The organism is Pseudomonas sp. BB438 (genome assembly GCF_057180225.1).
In genome coordinates, this window is sequence record NZ_CM170001.1 from 2,385,499 (window position 1) to 2,400,986 (window position 15,488).

General features: G+C 64.7%; 19 protein-coding genes and 1 riboswitch. Of the genes, 7 read left to right on the top strand and 12 right to left on the bottom strand.

Going from position 1 to position 15,488, the window contains the following annotated elements; genetic code table 11:
- Nucleotides 1-300 precede the first annotated feature (300 nt).
- Both AC1ZV1_RS11195 and AC1ZV1_RS11200 read right to left on the bottom strand, forming a co-directional pair.
- Entirely contained in the window at nucleotides 301-612 is a 312-nt protein-coding gene (locus AC1ZV1_RS11195; RefSeq protein ID WP_017519529.1) for an SCP2 sterol-binding domain-containing protein, read from the bottom strand.
- Nucleotides 613-670: 58 nt separating this feature from the next.
- A complete protein-coding gene (locus tag AC1ZV1_RS11200; RefSeq protein ID WP_484296766.1) occupies nucleotides 671-1,381 on the bottom strand; it encodes a histidine phosphatase family protein in 711 nt (236 codons plus the stop codon).
- Nucleotides 1,382-1,592: 211 nt separating this feature from the next.
- On the opposite strand from AC1ZV1_RS11200, the gene sohB reads away from it, so the two are divergent.
- Together sohB and AC1ZV1_RS11210 are read left to right on the top strand one after the other, a co-directional pair.
- Nucleotides 1,593-2,621, top strand: coding sequence for a protease SohB (sohB, locus tag AC1ZV1_RS11205; RefSeq protein WP_484296767.1), 1,029 nt, complete (start codon nucleotides 1,593-1,595; stop codon nucleotides 2,619-2,621).
- 55 nt (nucleotides 2,622-2,676) lie between these two features.
- On the top strand, nucleotides 2,677-3,669 hold the full coding sequence (locus tag AC1ZV1_RS11210) for a YhdH/YhfP family quinone oxidoreductase (RefSeq protein ID WP_192404413.1): 993 nt from the start codon (nucleotides 2,677-2,679) through the stop codon (nucleotides 3,667-3,669).
- A 33-nt stretch (nucleotides 3,670-3,702) separates the two neighbouring features.
- On the opposite strand, the gene AC1ZV1_RS11215 is transcribed toward AC1ZV1_RS11210, so the two are convergent.
- Nucleotides 3,703-4,557, bottom strand: a complete 855-nt coding sequence (locus AC1ZV1_RS11215; RefSeq protein WP_484296768.1) for an alpha/beta hydrolase family protein — start codon at nucleotides 4,555-4,557, stop codon at nucleotides 3,703-3,705.
- Nucleotides 4,558-4,568: 11 nt separating this feature from the next.
- Nucleotides 4,569-5,006 (bottom strand): hotdog fold domain-containing protein, encoded by a 438-nt coding sequence (locus AC1ZV1_RS11220; RefSeq protein WP_484296769.1) that lies wholly within the window; start codon nucleotides 5,004-5,006, stop codon nucleotides 4,569-4,571.
- A gap of 123 nt (nucleotides 5,007-5,129) precedes the next feature.
- Between AC1ZV1_RS11220 and AC1ZV1_RS11225 the strand changes: the two genes are divergently transcribed.
- Complete coding sequence (locus AC1ZV1_RS11225; RefSeq protein WP_484296770.1) at nucleotides 5,130-5,708, top strand: TetR/AcrR family transcriptional regulator; 579 nt, start codon at nucleotides 5,130-5,132, stop codon at nucleotides 5,706-5,708.
- A gap of 91 nt (nucleotides 5,709-5,799) precedes the next feature.
- Here AC1ZV1_RS11225 and AC1ZV1_RS11230 read toward each other — a convergent pair whose 3' ends face one another.
- The 5 genes from AC1ZV1_RS11230 to AC1ZV1_RS11250 all read right to left on the bottom strand — a co-directional run bounded on the left by AC1ZV1_RS11230 (nucleotide 5,800) and on the right by AC1ZV1_RS11250 (nucleotide 10,629).
- On the bottom strand, nucleotides 5,800-6,303 hold the full coding sequence (locus AC1ZV1_RS11230) for a DUF934 domain-containing protein (RefSeq protein ID WP_484296771.1): 504 nt from the start codon (nucleotides 6,301-6,303) through the stop codon (nucleotides 5,800-5,802).
- A complete protein-coding gene (locus AC1ZV1_RS11235; protein ID WP_484296772.1) occupies nucleotides 6,287-7,945 on the bottom strand; it encodes a nitrite/sulfite reductase in 1,659 nt (552 codons plus the stop codon). Before AC1ZV1_RS11235 ends, AC1ZV1_RS11230 begins: the two co-directional genes overlap by 17 nt.
- Before the next feature lie 261 nt (nucleotides 7,946-8,206).
- On the bottom strand, nucleotides 8,207-8,701 hold the full coding sequence (locus tag AC1ZV1_RS11240) for a PaaI family thioesterase (protein WP_484296773.1): 495 nt from the start codon (nucleotides 8,699-8,701) through the stop codon (nucleotides 8,207-8,209).
- A 338-nt stretch (nucleotides 8,702-9,039) separates the two neighbouring features.
- Nucleotides 9,040-9,255 carry a DUF2970 domain-containing protein gene (locus AC1ZV1_RS11245; RefSeq protein WP_138525536.1) on the bottom strand — a complete coding sequence of 72 codons (216 nt, stop codon included), beginning with the start codon at nucleotides 9,253-9,255 and terminating at the stop codon, nucleotides 9,040-9,042.
- Between the two features lie 48 nt (nucleotides 9,256-9,303).
- Complete coding sequence (locus AC1ZV1_RS11250; protein ID WP_484296774.1) at nucleotides 9,304-10,629, bottom strand: MATE family efflux transporter; 1,326 nt, start codon at nucleotides 10,627-10,629, stop codon at nucleotides 9,304-9,306.
- Between the two features lie 230 nt (nucleotides 10,630-10,859).
- Nucleotides 10,860-10,947: riboswitch (cyclic di-GMP riboswitch) on the top strand.
- A 121-nt stretch (nucleotides 10,948-11,068) separates the two neighbouring features.
- On the opposite strand from AC1ZV1_RS11250, the gene AC1ZV1_RS11255 reads away from it, so the two are divergent.
- From AC1ZV1_RS11255 to AC1ZV1_RS11270, 4 genes are all read left to right on the top strand, one after another.
- Entirely contained in the window at nucleotides 11,069-11,662 is a 594-nt protein-coding gene (locus AC1ZV1_RS11255) for a hypothetical protein (RefSeq protein ID WP_484296775.1), read from the top strand.
- On the top strand, nucleotides 11,659-12,189 hold the full coding sequence (locus AC1ZV1_RS11260; protein WP_484296776.1) for a GTP-binding protein: 531 nt from the start codon (nucleotides 11,659-11,661) through the stop codon (nucleotides 12,187-12,189). Before AC1ZV1_RS11255 ends, AC1ZV1_RS11260 begins: the two co-directional genes overlap by 4 nt.
- A 32-nt stretch (nucleotides 12,190-12,221) precedes the next feature.
- The gene (locus AC1ZV1_RS11265; RefSeq protein ID WP_484296777.1) at nucleotides 12,222-12,632 is read left to right on the top strand and encodes a roadblock/LC7 domain-containing protein; all 411 of its coding nucleotides are present in this window, start codon (nucleotides 12,222-12,224) and stop codon (nucleotides 12,630-12,632) included.
- A gap of 70 nt (nucleotides 12,633-12,702) precedes the next feature.
- A complete protein-coding gene (locus AC1ZV1_RS11270) occupies nucleotides 12,703-13,062 on the top strand; it encodes a hypothetical protein (RefSeq protein WP_017519512.1) in 360 nt (119 codons plus the stop codon).
- Nucleotides 13,063-13,144: 82 nt separating this feature from the next.
- On the opposite strand, the gene AC1ZV1_RS11275 is transcribed toward AC1ZV1_RS11270, so the two are convergent.
- The 3 genes from AC1ZV1_RS11275 to AC1ZV1_RS11285 all read right to left on the bottom strand — a co-directional run bounded on the left by AC1ZV1_RS11275 (nucleotide 13,145) and on the right by AC1ZV1_RS11285 (nucleotide 15,336).
- Nucleotides 13,145-14,506 carry an FAD/NAD(P)-binding protein gene (locus AC1ZV1_RS11275; RefSeq protein ID WP_484296778.1) on the bottom strand — a complete coding sequence of 454 codons (1,362 nt, stop codon included), beginning with the start codon at nucleotides 14,504-14,506 and terminating at the stop codon, nucleotides 13,145-13,147.
- A gap of 99 nt (nucleotides 14,507-14,605) precedes the next feature.
- Nucleotides 14,606-14,878, bottom strand: a complete 273-nt coding sequence (locus tag AC1ZV1_RS11280; RefSeq protein WP_484296779.1) for a YceK/YidQ family lipoprotein — start codon at nucleotides 14,876-14,878, stop codon at nucleotides 14,606-14,608.
- A gap of 107 nt (nucleotides 14,879-14,985) precedes the next feature.
- Nucleotides 14,986-15,336, bottom strand: coding sequence for a 50S ribosome-binding protein YggL (locus tag AC1ZV1_RS11285; protein WP_484296780.1), 351 nt, complete (start codon nucleotides 15,334-15,336; stop codon nucleotides 14,986-14,988).
- Nucleotides 15,337-15,488: the final 152 nt, after the last annotated feature.

The following is a 15,488-nucleotide window of genomic DNA, read 5'->3' on the forward strand; positions in this document are numbered from 1 at the left end:
CTGGCTTGTACGAATCTTCCCGCAAGGGCCCAAGGCTCCTGGCGAGGTGCGCGCAGGCCGGCGTCGGTCTCATGCCGGGTGAAGCGTGGCAGGATCAGGCAAAGCAATGATGGCGCCGGGTGATCATTGGCTAATCTAATGTCCGCCTCTGCCCGTCACAAGCGTACGCAGCCGTTATTGGCGTTCGTGTTGCACCCCGATCAGGCTGCCTGATCAGGACCTTGCAGCGGGGCGCGGGCATAAAAAAACCGGAGCCATGGACTCCGGTTCTTCGTGCTGCGCGGGCAGGTTTTCCGCGGATCAGACCGGGAACAGTTCGCCCAGCTTCATCGCCAGCATCATGTCGCCTTCGGCGCGCAGCTTGCCAGCCATGAAGGCCTGCATGCCGTCGGTTTCGCCGCTGGTGATGCCCTTGAGGGTTTCGCTGTCCATGATCAGGGTGACGTTGGGGGACTCGGCGTCGCCCTGTACGACTTCGCAGGTGCCATCCTTGACGACCAGGTAGTGGTTGTCGCCGTCTTCGATGTTGAACTGGAACACCAGATCCAGGCCGGCGGCCGCGCTGGCGTTGAACTTGCTCTTCATGGTGGAAACGATGTCAGCAACACTCATGGTTCTATTCCTTTTCTAGGTTTTCTCGCGCGACGCTCGCGTCGCAATGGGCCGGTACTCAACGATAGGTGATGAGTTCCGGCGCCCTCAACAGTTCCAGATGCACGTGACTGTTGAAGGAAGCCAGGGCTACTTCGCTGCCGCGGAACTTCAGGCGGTTGAGCGAGGTGTTGACGATCTGCCAGTTGAGTTCGAAGGCGTTCAGCGCCGGAATCCCGGTCACGTGCTGGAGGACCGCAGTGATGGTGCCGCCGGAGGTGAACACGCCGATATTGTCCTTGCCGCTGGCCGACTCCAGCAGGCGTTTGAGGCCGCCATGCACGGTGTCGAGGAACTCGGCCCAACTGACCAGGCCGTCCTTGTCGTGGTCGCCGGATACCCAGCGGGCGATCACGGTGGAGAACAGGCGCTGGAACTCGGCGCGGTGGTCGGCGGCGTTGCGCATGATGTGCAGGGCCTGCGGCTCGAGCTCGAGCAGGTCCGGCAGGTGCGCGCGGATCACTGCGTCGGCTTCGAATTCGTTGAAGGCGGAATCGACTTCCAGGGTGGGTGTGGCGATCCCGGCCTCGTTCAGTCGGCCCATCACCGCTTCGGCGGTGTGGCGCTGGCGGCGCAGGTCGCCGGCGACGCAGCGATCGAAGCGCAGACCCAGGCTGGCCAGGTGCTCGCCGAGGATTTCTGCCTGGCGTATGCCGGTGGCCGAGAGCACATCGTAGTCGTCGGCGCCGAACGAAGCCTGGCCATGTCGAATCAGGTAGATGCTTCCCACGCGCAGTATCCCGGCAGGGCTGAAAGTTCCGGCGAGGTTATGGGGATCGTCTGGGGCTGTCAACGAAAAAACATACGCTTGTTTGAATGGCATTCGCTGGACTGATGCAGCGGTTTGCCAGCGCTGGTGGCGGGCCTGCGGCGTGGGTATGCTTGCGGGATTCGCTGCGCTCGCCTGGCGGGCTCGACCAGAATCGTAAAAGGGGATGTGAGTGGAGTTTCTAGCGGATTACGCGGGTTTCCTGGCCAAGACCTTCACCGTGGTGGTGGCCATCGTCATCGTCCTGGTAGTGATCGCAGCACTGCGCGGCCGCGGCCGTCGCGGCGGCAGCGGGCATCTCGAGGTGCACAAGCTCAACGACTTCTACAAGGAGCTGCGCGAGCGCCTGCAACATAGCGTATTGGAAAAGACCAAGCTCAAGGCGCTGCGCAAGTCCGAGGCGAAATCGGCCAGGGATGCGAAAAAGAAGAAGGGCGGCGAGAAGAATCGCGTCTACGTGCTCGACTTCGATGGTGACATCAAGGCTTCGGCCACTGAGCAACTGCGCCATGAAGTGACCGCGCTGCTGACCCTGGCCACCCCGCGCGACGAAGTGGTGCTGCGCCTGGAAAGCGGCGGCGGCATGGTCCATGGCTACGGCCTTGCGGCTTCCCAGCTGGCGCGCATTCGCCAGGCTGGCGTGCCGCTGACCGTCTGCGTCGACAAGGTCGCGGCGAGTGGCGGCTACATGATGGCCTGTATCGGCGAGCGCATCCTTTCCGCGCCCTTCGCCATCCTCGGCTCCATTGGCGTGGTGGCGCAGTTGCCCAACATCCATCGCCTGCTGAAGAAGCACGATGTCGATTTCGAGGTGCTCACTGCCGGTGAGTACAAGCGCACCCTGACCGTGTTCGGCGAGAACACCGAAAAGGGCCGCGAGAAGTTCCAGGAGGACCTGGAAACAACCCACGAGCTGTTCAAGCGCTTCGTCGTCCACTACCGCCCGCAGCTGGCCATCGACGAGATCGCCACCGGCGAGGTCTGGCTGGGCCAGGCAGCGCTTGGCAAGAAGCTGGTCGACGAACTGAAGACCAGTGACGAGTACCTGGCCGAACGCGCCCGCGAGGCGGATGTCTACCAGCTCAGTTACGTGCAGAAGAAGTCCATCCAGGAACGCTTCGGCGTGGGCGTCAGCGGCGTGATCGATCGCGTGCTGGTGACCTGGTGGGACCGCCTGGGTCGCAGCCGCTTCTGGCAATGATCGTCGTCGGGCGCCGGGATTGCGCCCGTTCCATATTCGAAAGAGGAGGGTCGAGATGAGTGCATTCAAGGCGTTGTGGGTCACGGAGAGCGCGCATGGCGTGTATGACCTGCAGGTGGCCGAGCGGCAGGTTGCCGATCTGCCGGCGGGTGAAGTGCTGGTGCGGGTGAAGTATTCCTCGCTGAACTACAAGGATGCGCTGTCCGCCAGCGGCAACCGTGGCGTCACCCGCAAGTACCCGCATACGCCCGGCATCGATGCCGCCGGCGTGGTGGAAGCGTCCTCGGTGGGCGAATTCGCCGCCGGCGATGAAGTCATCGTCACCGGCTACGACCTGGGCATGAACACGCCGGGCGGCTTCGGCCAGTACATCCGCGTCCCCGCGGCCTGGCTGATCAAGCGTCCGCAGGGCCTGTCGCTGCGCGAATCGATGATCCTCGGCACCGCCGGTCTCACCGCTGCGCTGTGCGTCGACAAGCTGGAGCGCGCCGGGGTTACCCCGTCCGCGGGCCCGATCCTGGTCACCGGCGCCACCGGCGGCGTGGGCAGCATTGCGGTGATGCTGCTGGCGCAACTGGGCTACACCGTCGCGGCTGCCACCGGCAAGCTGGAACAGGCCGAACTGCTGAACCGCCTGGGTGCGCGGCAGATTCTCGACCGCGCCACCGTTTCCGATGGCGTCGACAAACCGCTGCTGCGTGAGCAGTGGGCTGGCGCGGTGGACACCGTGGGCGGCGACATCCTGTTCAACGTGGTCAAGTCGCTGCAGTACGGCGGCAGCGTTGCCTGCTGCGGCCTCACCGCTGGCGCCGCCTTCAAGGCCACCGTGCTGCCGTTCATCCTGCGCGGCGTGAACCTGCTGGGCGTGGACTCGGTGGAACTGCCGCTGGTGGTCAAGGCCTCCATGTGGGACAAGCTGTCCCTGCAATGGAAGCTCGACAACCTCGAAGCGGCGGTGCGCGAGGTCAAGCTCGACGACCTGCCGGCCGCGATTCACCAGATCCTCGCTGGCAAGCTGGTTGGTCGGGTGCTGGTGACCCTCGACTGATCGTTCGCTCGATGCCCGCGCCGGGCCTGGGTGTCAGCCCAGGTCCGGTAGCAGGTAGCCCGCCCACAGCGAATCGGCGAACTGGCGGCGGAAGAAGCCGAAGTGGCCGATGCGCTTCACGCCGATGTCCTCCGGGGCAATTCGCTTCACGGTCTTTGGCGAGCCACGGTAGAAGCCGTGCAGCGACTCGGTATTGCGGGCGGACATCATCTCGTCGTCGGTGAAGGAGATGGACGTGATGGGTGTGCGCACGGAGGAATACGCCTCGCGCACTGCGCCGCCTTCCGCGCCCACCGCATACTCCGGGTCCAGGCACCAGCGCCGCCATTGCTCGATCACCCCTCGCGGCAGGTCACCGACCACGCCCAGGCGTTTGCCCGGGAAGTAGCCCAGCAGCGGCGTGAGGGTCGGTGCCAGGCAGTACCAGAGCAGCCAGGCCTTGTGCCGCAGTCCCTTGGTGTTCTCGCGCCAGTAGCCGCTGCCGGTGGCGATGGTGAAGGCGCGCTGGATACGCTCGTTGCCGCGCACGAAGGGCAGGATCTGCCCGCCCAGGCTGTGGCCGATCCAGTACACAGGTAGCTCGCCGGCGGCCTCGACCACCGCGTCGAGCATCGCGCTGCAGTCGTGATTTCCCCAGGCGACGACGTTGACGTCCAGATTGCGCAAGTGGCCGGCGCGGGACTTGCCCATGCCGACGTAGTCGAAGGTCACCGTCAGGTAGCCGCGCTCGGCCAGCCAGTGGGCGAAGGCCGCGTAGAAGCGCTGTTCGACGCCCATGGCGGGGACGATCAGCACCGCTCCCCGCGTTTCGCCGGGCGGGTGGTACCAGTGGCTGGAAAGGCTGTGGCCGTTGCCGTTATCCAGCGGACGGAGGAGTGGTGTGATCATGGCATCGTCTCTCAGGCCTGGCTGACGTACATGGTGATGTCGGCGCGGAAGACCTTCTTGTCGCCGACGTAGGCGAGCACCGGGACGACGATATCGCCTTCCTGGTTCCAGTCGATCGCCTGCCCATCGGCCACGGCGCGGACGTCGCCATCGGCCTTGGCCAGGTATTCCACGGTCATGCCGCGCGGGATCCAGCGGCGACCCTGGGGGATCGACACATCGGTCATGGTGCCGGCGGCGAGCTCGGCCGCATTGCACAGGGCAATGGCATGCACGGTACCGATGTGATTGAGCACCTCGCGGCGCTTGGCGAAGGCCACTTCCGCATACCCCGGGCGCAGTTCGACGAACTGCGGGGCGATGCTGGCGAAGTAGGGGGCGACCTGGCCGATCATGGCGCTGAACTGCGCGGGGCCGGCCTGCTGGTACATTTGCATCATCTGACTCATGGCAACTCCGGGGAAAAGCGGATTGAAGATGGATGCGCGCCCAGGCAGTATACGAAGATTAGAAAGTAATTCTAGAAAAATATTCTAGAATTCCGTGTGAACGCTTTTTCCGACAGGACCCCCATGGCCCGACCTTCCCGCAAAGACGACATTCTTCAGGCCGCGCTCGCCTGCTTCAGCGAGTCCGGCGTGGATGCCACCACCATCGAAATGATCCGCGACCGCTCCGGCGCCAGCATCGGCAGCCTGTACCACCATTACGGCAACAAGGAGCGGATCATCGGTGCGCTCTACCTGACCGGTGTCGGCCAGTACGCGGCATTGCTCGATGCCGGCTTGCAGGAGGCGAAGAGCGCGGAGGCGGTGGTCAAGCTGTTCGTCACTTCTTACGTCGACTGGGTCTCGGCCAACCCGCAGTGGGCACGTTTCATCCTGCACAGCCGTGGGCGCGTCGAGGCGGGGGAGATGGGCGAGGAACTGCGCGAGGCCAATCGCCAGCAGGGCCGGCGCATCGCCGAACTGCTGGCCGAGCACCGCCAGGCGGGGGCGTTCAAGGCGCTGTCGGCGGAGCTGTTCAACTCCGTGGTGATCGGGCCGACCCACGACTATGCACGCAACTGGCTGGCGGGGCGCACGCGGGTGGACCTGATCGAGTGTCGCGAGCAACTGGCGCAGATTGCCTGGGACAGTGTCCGCGCCTGATCCCGTAGCTCCTACGAAGAACACGCCGAGCAGAAATGAAAAAGCCCCGCGATGCGGGGCTTTTTCTTGGCGCTGACTCAGTTCGACCGAATCAGGCGATCTGGCGGCGACGGAACAGCGGTTGCGGCTGGGTCACCGAGGTCTGGTAGACCTCGCTGAAGTCGTCCAGGCCCGCCAGCGCGGCTTGTGGGTCGCGGTCGGCGCGGATGGCGTAGGCGTCGAAGCCGCAGCTCTGCATGAAGAACAGCTGGTCGCGCAGCACGTCGCCGATGGCGCGGACTTCGCCCTGGTAGCCGAAGCGCTCGCGCAGCAGGCGTGCGGTGCTGAAACCACGGCCGTCAGTGAAGGCGGGGAAGTTCACGGCGATGACCTTGAACTTGTCCAGGTCGCCAGCAATGGCTTCCGGCTCTTCGTCCGCGTCCAGCCAAACGCCCAGGCCGCCGTCACGGCCACGCAGGGCCGGGCCGTGTTCCAGCCACAGGTTCAGCGGGATGATCACGTCGTCGCAGTTGGGCACGGTCTCGAGGGTCGCGTCCTTGGGCAGCAGGTGCCAGCGGTCGTCGACGACCTCGCGGTTCTTAATGATTCGCTGCATATACGCGCTCCTTGAAGGGATCGATGCCGATGCGACGGTAGGTATCGAGGAAGCGTTCCTCTTCGGTGCGCTGTTCCACATAGACGTTGATGATCTTCTCGATCACGTCGGCCATCTGATCCTGGGCGAACGACGGGCCGAGGATCTGCGCGAGGCTCGCCTCACGGCTGGCGCTGCCGCCGAGGGAGACCTGATAGAACTCCTCGCCCTTCTTGTCCACGCCGAGGATGCCGATGTGGCCCACGTGGTGGTGACCGCAGGCGTTCATGCAGCCGGAGATGTTCAGGTCGAGGTCGCCGATGTCGAACAGGTAGTCCAGGTCGTCGAAGCGACGCTGGATGGCTTCGGCAACGGGCAGCGACTTGGCGTTGGCCAGGGAGCAGAAATCACCGCCCGGGCAGCAGATGAGGTCGGTCAGCAAGCCCACGTTGGGGGTCGCGAAACCGTTCTCGCGCAGTTCGCCCCAGAGGGTGAACAGCTGCGCCTGCTCGACGTCGGCGAGGATGATGTTCTGGTTATGGCTGTTGCGCACTTCACCGAAGCTGTAGCGGTCGGCCAGGTCGGCGACCGCGTCCAGCTGCTTGTCGGTGATGTCGCCAGGCGCTACGCCGGTGGGCTTGAGCGACAGGGTCACGGCGACGTAGCCGGGCTTCTTGTGGGCGAAGGTGTTGCGAGCGCGCCAGCGGGCGAATCCGGGGTTCTCGGCGTCCAGCTGGGCGAGGGCCGCGTCCTGGTCTTCCAGGGCCTTGTAGGCGGGGTCGACGAAGTGGGCGGCCACGCGCTGCAGTTCGGCGTCGGTCAGGGTGCTCGGGCCGTCCTTCAGGTGCGCCCATTCGGCGTCGACCTTCTGGGAGAAGACTTCCGGCGTCAGCGCCTTGACCAGGATCTTGATGCGCGCCTTGTACTTGTTGTCGCGACGGCCGTAGCGGTTGTACACGCGCAGGATGGCATCCAGGTACGAGAGCAGGTGCTGCCAGGGCAGGAATTCATTGATGAAGCTGCCGACGATCGGGGTACGGCCCAGGCCGCCACCGACGGAGACGCGGAAGCCCAGCTCGCCGGCGTCGTTCTTCACCGCTTCCAGGCCGATGTCGTGCACCTCGATGGCGGCGCGGTCGCTCACGGCGCCGTTGACGGCGATCTTGAACTTGCGCGGCAGGTGGGCGAATTCGGGGTGGAAGGTCGACCACTGGCGGATGATCTCGCACCAGGGACGCGGGTCCACGAGTTCGTCGCGGGCGACGCCGGCGAACTGGTCGGTGGTGGTGTTGCGGATGCAGTTGCCGCTGGTCTGGATCGCATGCATCTGCACGGTCGCCAGCTCGGCAAGGATTTCCGGCACGTCTTCCAGTTCCGGCCAGTTGTACTGGACGTTCTGGCGGGTGCTGATGTGCGCGTAGCCCTTGTCGTAGTCGCGGGCGATCTGCGCCAGCTTGCGGACTTGCCGGGAGGACAGCAGGCCATAAGGCACCGCCACCCGCAGCATGGGCGCATAGCGCTGGATGTACAGGCCATTCTGCAGACGCAGCGGGCGGAATTCCTCGCCGGTCAGTTCGCCCGCCAGATAACGGTGGGTCTGATCGCGGAACTGCTTGACGCGATCCTCTACGATCCTTTGATCGTATTCGTCATATACGTACATGAATCATCCTGCTGTCAGGCTATAGCGCTCAGGGCGTATTGCGTATCCCAGCGCGCACGGCAACGCGCTCCACGCGGAGTGGGGCGCACGATACCAGTTCGGGAATATGCGCAAAAGTGATGTTTGAGTATATGGCGAGAACTTTCGGGTATAAGTCGCGCCGGGCCTGAAACACAGGCGGGACGGGGACTTGAAGCCGGACGTCAGTTCTTTCGTTGCGCCGCTTCGCCTGGTTAATGGCAGCGGCGCAACGGGAGTGGGTCAGGCGTCGCGGCCGTGGGCGGCGTCGCGCAGTTGCGAGGTGTCGACACGGACGAAGATCGAGTCGCCGACGCAGGTCAGCACGTCGCCAGCATAGACTTCGCAGATGATCCGGCTCTTGCGCCCGACGTCACCTTCGACATAGGCCTTCAGGGTCAGCGGCACGCCCATGGGCGTGGGCTTGATGTACTTGATGCCCAGGTTGCCGGTCACGCAGTCGATGCGCGGCAGACTGCCCGGCTCGCGGCCTTCGCTGCGGTAGTGGTAGGCCATGGCGGTCCAGTTCGAATGGCAGTCCACCAGCATGGCGATCAGGCCGCCGTAGACCAGTTCCGGCCAGCCGCAGTACTTGGCCTCGGGGAGGTGCTCGGCAACGACATGGATGCCGTCCTCGTGCCAGCGGCTCTTGATGTGCAGTCCGTGCGGGTTGTTGCCGCCGCAGCCGTAGCAGACGCCTTCCGGCGCGACAGTGTCTTGCAGTGAGTCCACGTGCATGGTCCTACCTTTCTCCTCGCTTGTTCTTGTCTCAAGGGAATGTCGAACCGCAGCCTAACGGCATTTGCGCGGCAGCGGAAAGGGGCGGTTCCTTGAGTGCGAGGCAGGGCTGGTCTTAACTCTTGTCTGTGGTCCTTCAACCAATAACGAGAAGATGGGGGAAGCATGAGCGAAGAAACGTCCAGGAAGACCAGCGACAGCGTCGTCGATGCCCGCGCCGCATTCATCCTGATCCTGCTGGTGGTTGCCACCGCCGTGTTCTGGGTCAGCCATCAGTAACAGCGGTGCCGGCGGGTCGTCCTGCGGCCCGCCGGGTACTTCACCCTTCGGCCGGCGTTCTACAGCCCGGCGAAATGCAGCACCAGTTGCACCAGTCCATACAGCAGCAGCACGAAGACCAGCGTGAAGAGAATGCCCATGGCGATGAAATGGCTGGGCTTGCCGTGGGTGAAGTCACGCGCGCGGTTGCGTCCGCTCTGTACGCCGAAGGCCGCGGCCAGCACGCTGTGGAGCATCTGCCAGAAGGTCGGCGGCTTGTTCTGTTGTTCGTCCATCGTTCTTCCTCCTTTTGCCTGCAAGCCTAGCTCCTGAGCGCGCAGGCGCTAGAGCTCGATCTGTGTCCACTGGCGCTTCTGCCACATCACCGCGAAGATCGCCGAGGCGAGCCCGCGCTGGAGTATCTGCATGCTCCAGATCGCCAGCAGCCCGCCGCCCAACACCGGGCCGACCAGGTACGCCAGCGGCAGGAAGAACAGCCACTGGTTGCCCAGGCTCACCGCCATCACCGTGCGCACGGCGCCTGCGCCAAGCAACGCCTGGGTCAGCACCAGCGCGGTGGCGTCGATCACCATGCCCATTCCGGTTAGCATCAGCGGTACTCGTCCCAGCTCGATCAGCGCAGGATCGCTGACGAACAGCCGCAGGATGGCTTCGGGAAATAGCCAGAACGGTGCGCCCAGCAATGCCAGCCCGCAGGCCGCGACCTTGACCACGTCCCAGCCCCAGCGGTGCGCACTGTCGAAATCGCGTTCGCCCATGCTCTGGCTGACCAGGGTGGTGGCCGCCATGCCCAGGCCGACGCCGGGCAGGATCAGGAACAGCGCCAGATTGATCAGCACGTGGGCTACCGCCAGCTCGCGAGTGCCGACCTGGGCGATGATCCAGAACAGCAGGGTGATGCCGGCGGCGAAGAAGAATTGCTGCAGCGAGTTGGGCAGCGACAGGCGCAGCAGCGTGCGGATGTCCCGCTCGCTTGGCAGGCGCGGCTGGAAGCCCTGCGCGCGGACGTCGCGCCAGGTGATCCAGGCGTAGATCAGCGAGCCCAGGTACAGCGCCAGCGTCGTGCCGAGCCCGCTCCCGACGGCGCCCATCCGGGGCAGGCCGAACAGGCCGTGGATCAGGCTGTAGCTGATAGCCGCGTTGGCCAAGTGCATCACCACCAGCGTCCGCATGTACATGCCCGAGCGCCGGGTGCCGTTCCAGTAGCCGCGGAAGGAAAAGTTCAGGCCGACAGCCAGTACCGACAGCGCGCGCCACTCGAAATAGGGAATGCCGACAGCGAGCACGTCCGGGTCGTTCGACAGGGCTCGGACGATGGGCTCGGCAAACAGCAGGCAGATCAGCGTGATCGGTAGCGACAGCCCGAGCGCCACCAACAGTCCCGCGTTCAGTGGCGTGGCCAGTTCATCGCTGCGACCTTCACCCCTCCGGCGGGCGACCAGCGCCTGCACACCGGCGCCAAGGCCCATTACCAGGGAGATGGCGACGAAGTTGGCGTAGCTGCCGATGCCGACGCCGGCGAGGGACGTTTCACCAAGGTGGCCGACCATGGCCGCGTCCACCAGATTGAGCAGGCTCTGGCTGAGCATTCCGCCGATGATCGGCAGGCCCAGGCTGAGTATGTTCTGGAACCGCTGGCGCTCTAGCATGGCGTCTCTGGGCAGTGAGCTCCGGCCTGTTCTGGACATCCGGCGGACCCGTGCCGGTAGGACTCCGCTGTGGGAAATCCTAGCCGAGCAGGCCGTTCCCTGCTCCTTTTTAGTCCGGAATATGCCTACGAATATTGCGAAGTTGTTCCGGCGATATTTCCGATATTTGTGTGAGGCATGTCACGTTTTTTCGCCTTGGCGAACGCAGACGACGTACTACGCTGAGACTCAATTGACCAGGGCAAACCTGTGCGAAAGCCAGGGACGCAAAGCCACCGATCTACAGCCCGGAAGGGCCATGACCGCGGGGTTGCCAAGCAGGCCGGACGTTCGTCCGTGCCCTCTGCGAGCCTGTGCTCGGCAGCCTCCAATGTCCCGGTGAGCCTCCTGATCAACCCGTGCAGGTTGATGGTGTTTGTTGGCCCAAGGGAGCGCGCCGATGAATCAGCCAGTCCAATACACCTTCGGGTTCGCCCGGATGGCATTACGTGATCAGGTGGTGTTCAAGTCCATCGTCGGTCTGCTCAGCGGCCGCACACTGGTGCGCTGGGCCTACGTCGATGGCCCTGCCGACCTGCTGGTAGAGGGCGAGGAGGGTGAGCCACGGGTGCAACTGCGCACCGCCCAGGGCGAGCCGTTCTGGGTGCACTGGCCGTTGCGCGCCAGCGAAGTCTTCGATTGCCTGGAGCGCGCCGCTCGGGCCATCGGTCACCGGCCGGCGGAACTACCCAGCGAGGCCGTCCGCCTGAAGCACTGGCCGTCAGCTTCCCTGCTCAACGGCGACCATCGCTACGTACGCCTGGCCACGCTGCTCTGTACTCGGGCCATGAGCCTGGACGAGCTGTGCGAGCGTTCCGGCGTGCCGCGGCAGGTGGCGGAGAGTTTCGTCCGCCTGATGGCCGCCCAGCAGATGCTCCAGCGCCCTGAGGCCGCGCCGATTGCGCCCGCGCAGCATGCCGCGGCGCCGGTCGGACTGCTGGCGCGCATCCGTCGTCATCTAGGTCTGGGTGGTGCTGTGGAGGCAGGCCGATGAGGGAATACAAGATCCTTTTCACCGGCACCATGGGCGCCGGCAAGACCACTGCCATCGCGGCGATCAGCGATATCGAGCCGGTCAGCACCGATGTGCAGAACAACGACCCCAGCCTGGACAAGGCGCGCACCACCGTCGGCCTGGACTACGGCGAAGTGGTGCTTGGCCCGGACGAGCGCCTGCGCCTGTACGGCACTCCCGGACAGGCGCGTTTCGCCTTCATGTGGGGAATCCTTTCCCGCGGCGCGCTGGGCCTGGTGATCCTGATCGACAACTCGCGGCCCGATCCGCTGGGCGACCTGCGCGTCTACCTCGACGGTTTCGCGGATTGCATCGCACAGGCGCCCTGCGTGGTCGGGGTGGGCCGGCTGCCGGACAATCCCTATCCGGGGCTGGACGACTACGCCGCCGCGCTGGCCCAGGTCGGGTACACCTTTCCGGTGATCGAAGTGGATGTGCGTGAGGCGGAACAGGTGCGCGTGTTGCTCGACCTGCTCCTGCTGCAACTGGAATGCACCGCGGCCTGAGGACGGACGCTCACGACAGATTGGAGCCGACCATGGAGCACACCCTGATGAACCTGCCGGAAAGACTGCGCAACGACGCCGAACAGGCGCTGGAGGAGCTCGGTGCGAGCCTGGGCCGGCTAAGCGCGGCGGTGATCGCCACCACCGACGGCTTCGAAGTGGCTTCCCGCGCCGGCAAGGGGGTGGAGGTGTCCAAGCTGGCGGCGATGGCCTGCTCGATCTCTGCCCTCGGTGCGATGGTCGGCCAGGAAAGCGAAGTCGGCCCGCACCAGAACGTGATCGTCGAGGCGAGCGAGGGATACATCGTCATCGTCGACATTCCGCACCCGAGCCATCCGATGATCCTCAACCTGGTCGCCGACCGCGAGGAGATGCTCGGTCAGGTGCTCTACCAGGCAAAACGAACGGCAACGCGGCTGGCGGATCTGTCGCTGTCCGGCTGAGACAAAGGCTTCGCGGCGCGCGCGGCTGCGGGGCCCCTACAACAGGACGCGCACTCAAGGAGTAATCGCTATGGCAGCACTGCAACAATCGCTGGACGAACTGCTGAACCTGGATGGTGCCCTGGCGTCCGCCGTGGTGGATGCCAAGAGCGGCATGCTGCTCGGGCAGGCAGGCGGTGGCGTGGACCTGGAACTGGCCGCGGCGGGCAACACCGAAGTGGTCCGCGCCAAGCTCAAGACCATGAAATCCCTGGCGCTCAACGATGTGATCGAGGACATCCTCATCACCCTTGGCCGCCAGTACCACATCATCCGCCCCATGGCGAAGCACGAAGGCGTGTTCATGTACTACGTGCTGGACAAGGTGAAAGCCAACCTCGCTCTGGCCCGCCGCAAGCTGCAGGAGGTGGAGGCGCAGGTAGCGATCTGATTTCCGTCCCCAAGCGAGGGCGGACGGGGAGGTCTGCCCTCATCGACGAAATCTGGCTGGCCCTTTGTGGGCCAGCTTCATTTCAGGACAGCAGAAACCCGGCGAGGTGCGCCGCGTGATTGCGTAGCTCCGGTACCGCAGTGGCTTCCCAGTGGCTGGCGCGCAGCATCGGGCTGAGCAGATAGAGATTTGGATTGGGCTTGCCGTTCTTGTCGAGCAAACGGAATTCGCCATCGGTGTCCAATCCCAGGCCCTGCTTGTCCTGGCGGATCGTGCCGCGATCCAGCAATCCACTCAGCAACGGCTCGTTCACGTTGCGCAGGCTGGTACAGGGTCCGGTGCAGTTGATCAGGTAGTCGAAGCGATCCTGTTGCGACTGTTTTGCGCCGCGATGGCGAATTTCCAGCTCGATGCCGTTCTCCGTCGCACTGGCCGCCAGAACCCGGCCTGCCTGTACCCGCAACTGGCCGCTGTCGCGCAGGTCGCTGATGCGCTGGGCCACCGGTGGCGCAGCGCGATGGCGATGAACATCCCAATAGGCCTGCAAATGGCGCAGGAAACGACTGCGCTCGCGGTCATTCATGGCCTGCCAGAGGTGCGGCGTGATGGGGCGCAACGCGGCAATCACGTCGCGCCAGTCATGGCCATCCTTGGCAGCCTGGCGGATCAGGCTTCGCAGGCTGCGCAGCCGCTGGTTCAGCGCCATGTCCCGCAGGAAGGCCTCCGGTAGCTCAGGCAACTGCGGATGGATCGCATTGTCGCGATGCGCCTGAGGCAGCAGGGCGCGGCGCGAGAGGGCCAGCAGCAACCCGCGATGGCCCTGGTCCTGCAGCGCCAGCGCCATGTCGTACATGGTCAGGCCAGCGCCGAGCAGCAGAATCTCGGCATCTCCTGGAATAGCGTCGAGGGCGCCAGGTGTCCACGGATCGCGCAGATAGCGTGGGTTCTGCTCCAGGGTTTTCAGGGGGGCGGGTGTCGCCGGAGCGAAGTTGCCGGTGGCAATGACCACCTTCTCGCTTTCGAGCGTCTGCCCGTCGTCGAGCAGCAGCCCCAGGTGATCGCCCTTGTCGCTCATCTCCAGCACCTGCTGGCACAGGCTGCTGAAACGAACGCCGGGCGAGGCTTCGGCGATTGCGTGGCCGAGGCGGTCCTGCAAGTAGTCGCCGTAGAAACGGCGGGGAAGGAAGTCGCCCGGTTTTGCGTCGGGCCTCCGCTGGCGGGCAAATTCGAGAAAGTCCGAGGGTTGGTCGGGGAAAAGACTCATGCGCTCAGCCGGGACGTTGAGGATATGGCTGGCCGAGCGGGTGCCGTAGGCCAGTCCACGGGCCAGACGCCCGGAGCGGTTGATCAGACTGAGACGCAGCGGCCCCCTGGCATTGCGCAGCAACTGGATGGCCAGTGCCGTGCCGCAGAATCCGCTGCCGATGATGGCGATGTGTTCCATGCAACCCGCTCCTTGTTTCGGACCGGGGCAGGGTCGCAGAGGTAAGCCTTGCTGGCAATCGTGGCGAACGGACGCTGGTAGGCGAGCCAGCCGTCTCCGTCAGGGATGGTCGAAGGGCAGCGCCACGGTGTCGATGACGGCGTCCACCGGCATGGAAACCACCGTGACCATCGGGCAGACGATGCTCATCCAGCAGAACAGCGTGATCGGCGCATAGCCGGTGCTGATGTCTCCCGTGAGCAGTTTGGCGTCCGCCTGCACGCCTTTGTAGTAGGTGTCGTGGGTCCAGCCGTGATCTTCGACGCGAGTGATGAACGTGCCGCAGCCCATGAGGGCGCAGGCCAGGAGCAAGAAAAGCAGGAGGTGGCGCATGACAGCTTCCAGCGTTGGTTTCGAGTGCTGAACGATGTCGGCCAAGTCGGTATCAGGGGATAGGACGAATCGGAAAGGCGGCTGGGATGGCCGCCTTTCACTGCGTCTTACTCGAACAGGCCGTGCCAGCAGTCGCTCAGTTCGCCCAGCTCGAAGGACTTGGCCCAGGATTGCTTTTCCAGCCACAGGCGGGTGGTTTCGCGGTCGGCTTCGGTGAGGCTGCCGACGGCGTTCAGGCACAGGTAGCCGGTGAACTCGCCGTCTTCGGTGGCGCCGCCGACGAAGACCCAGCCCTCGGACTCGACGAAGGCGATCCACTGATCGAGCACGTCGTCCAGATTGCCGGTGTAGTTCACTTCCAGGCTGAAGCCGAATTCCTGGAACTCGCCCAGGCGCAGTTTCTTCAGCAGGCGGCGCTTGCGCGGTTTGGCCATCTGTTCGGGGGTGAGGTATTTCATCTGTGTTTCTCTCGTCAGGGGAAAACCGGCGAGTGGCCGGGCTTCAATCCGTGGTGTCCCGAGCGGATTGCGCGCGGGGTGGCGGGATTATCCCGTATCTGCGCGAGGAGTGCAGCGCCGGTTTTCGACAGCCCTGGACGGGCCGCGTGGAA

Coding starts and splice junctions, on each gene's coding strand:
- AC1ZV1_RS11195 (WP_017519529.1), bottom strand. CDS start 612: ATGAGTGTTGCTGACATCGTTTCCACCATGAAGAGCAAGTTCAACGCC.
- AC1ZV1_RS11210 (WP_192404413.1), top strand. CDS start 2,677: ATGAGTGCATTCAAGGCGTTGTGGGTCACGGAGAGCGCGCATGGCGTG.
- AC1ZV1_RS11215 (WP_484296768.1), bottom strand. CDS start 4,557: ATGATCACACCACTCCTCCGTCCGCTGGATAACGGCAACGGCCACAGC.
- AC1ZV1_RS11220 (WP_484296769.1), bottom strand. CDS start 5,006: ATGAGTCAGATGATGCAAATGTACCAGCAGGCCGGCCCCGCGCAGTTC.
- AC1ZV1_RS11225 (WP_484296770.1), top strand. CDS start 5,130: ATGGCCCGACCTTCCCGCAAAGACGACATTCTTCAGGCCGCGCTCGCC.
- AC1ZV1_RS11230 (WP_484296771.1), bottom strand. CDS start 6,303: ATGCAGCGAATCATTAAGAACCGCGAGGTCGTCGACGACCGCTGGCAC.
- AC1ZV1_RS11235 (WP_484296772.1), bottom strand. CDS start 7,945: ATGTACGTATATGACGAATACGATCAAAGGATCGTAGAGGATCGCGTC.
- AC1ZV1_RS11240 (WP_484296773.1), bottom strand. CDS start 8,701: ATGCACGTGGACTCACTGCAAGACACTGTCGCGCCGGAAGGCGTCTGC.
- AC1ZV1_RS11245 (WP_138525536.1), bottom strand. CDS start 9,255: ATGGACGAACAACAGAACAAGCCGCCGACCTTCTGGCAGATGCTCCAC.
- AC1ZV1_RS11250 (WP_484296774.1), bottom strand. CDS start 10,629: ATGCTAGAGCGCCAGCGGTTCCAGAACATACTCAGCCTGGGCCTGCCG.
- AC1ZV1_RS11255 (WP_484296775.1), top strand. CDS start 11,069: ATGAATCAGCCAGTCCAATACACCTTCGGGTTCGCCCGGATGGCATTA.
- AC1ZV1_RS11260 (WP_484296776.1), top strand. CDS start 11,659: ATGAGGGAATACAAGATCCTTTTCACCGGCACCATGGGCGCCGGCAAG.
- AC1ZV1_RS11265 (WP_484296777.1), top strand. CDS start 12,222: ATGGAGCACACCCTGATGAACCTGCCGGAAAGACTGCGCAACGACGCC.
- AC1ZV1_RS11270 (WP_017519512.1), top strand. CDS start 12,703: ATGGCAGCACTGCAACAATCGCTGGACGAACTGCTGAACCTGGATGGT.
- AC1ZV1_RS11275 (WP_484296778.1), bottom strand. CDS start 14,506: ATGGAACACATCGCCATCATCGGCAGCGGATTCTGCGGCACGGCACTG.
- AC1ZV1_RS11280 (WP_484296779.1), bottom strand. CDS start 14,878: ATGCGCCACCTCCTGCTTTTCTTGCTCCTGGCCTGCGCCCTCATGGGC.
- AC1ZV1_RS11285 (WP_484296780.1), bottom strand. CDS start 15,336: ATGAAATACCTCACCCCCGAACAGATGGCCAAACCGCGCAAGCGCCGC.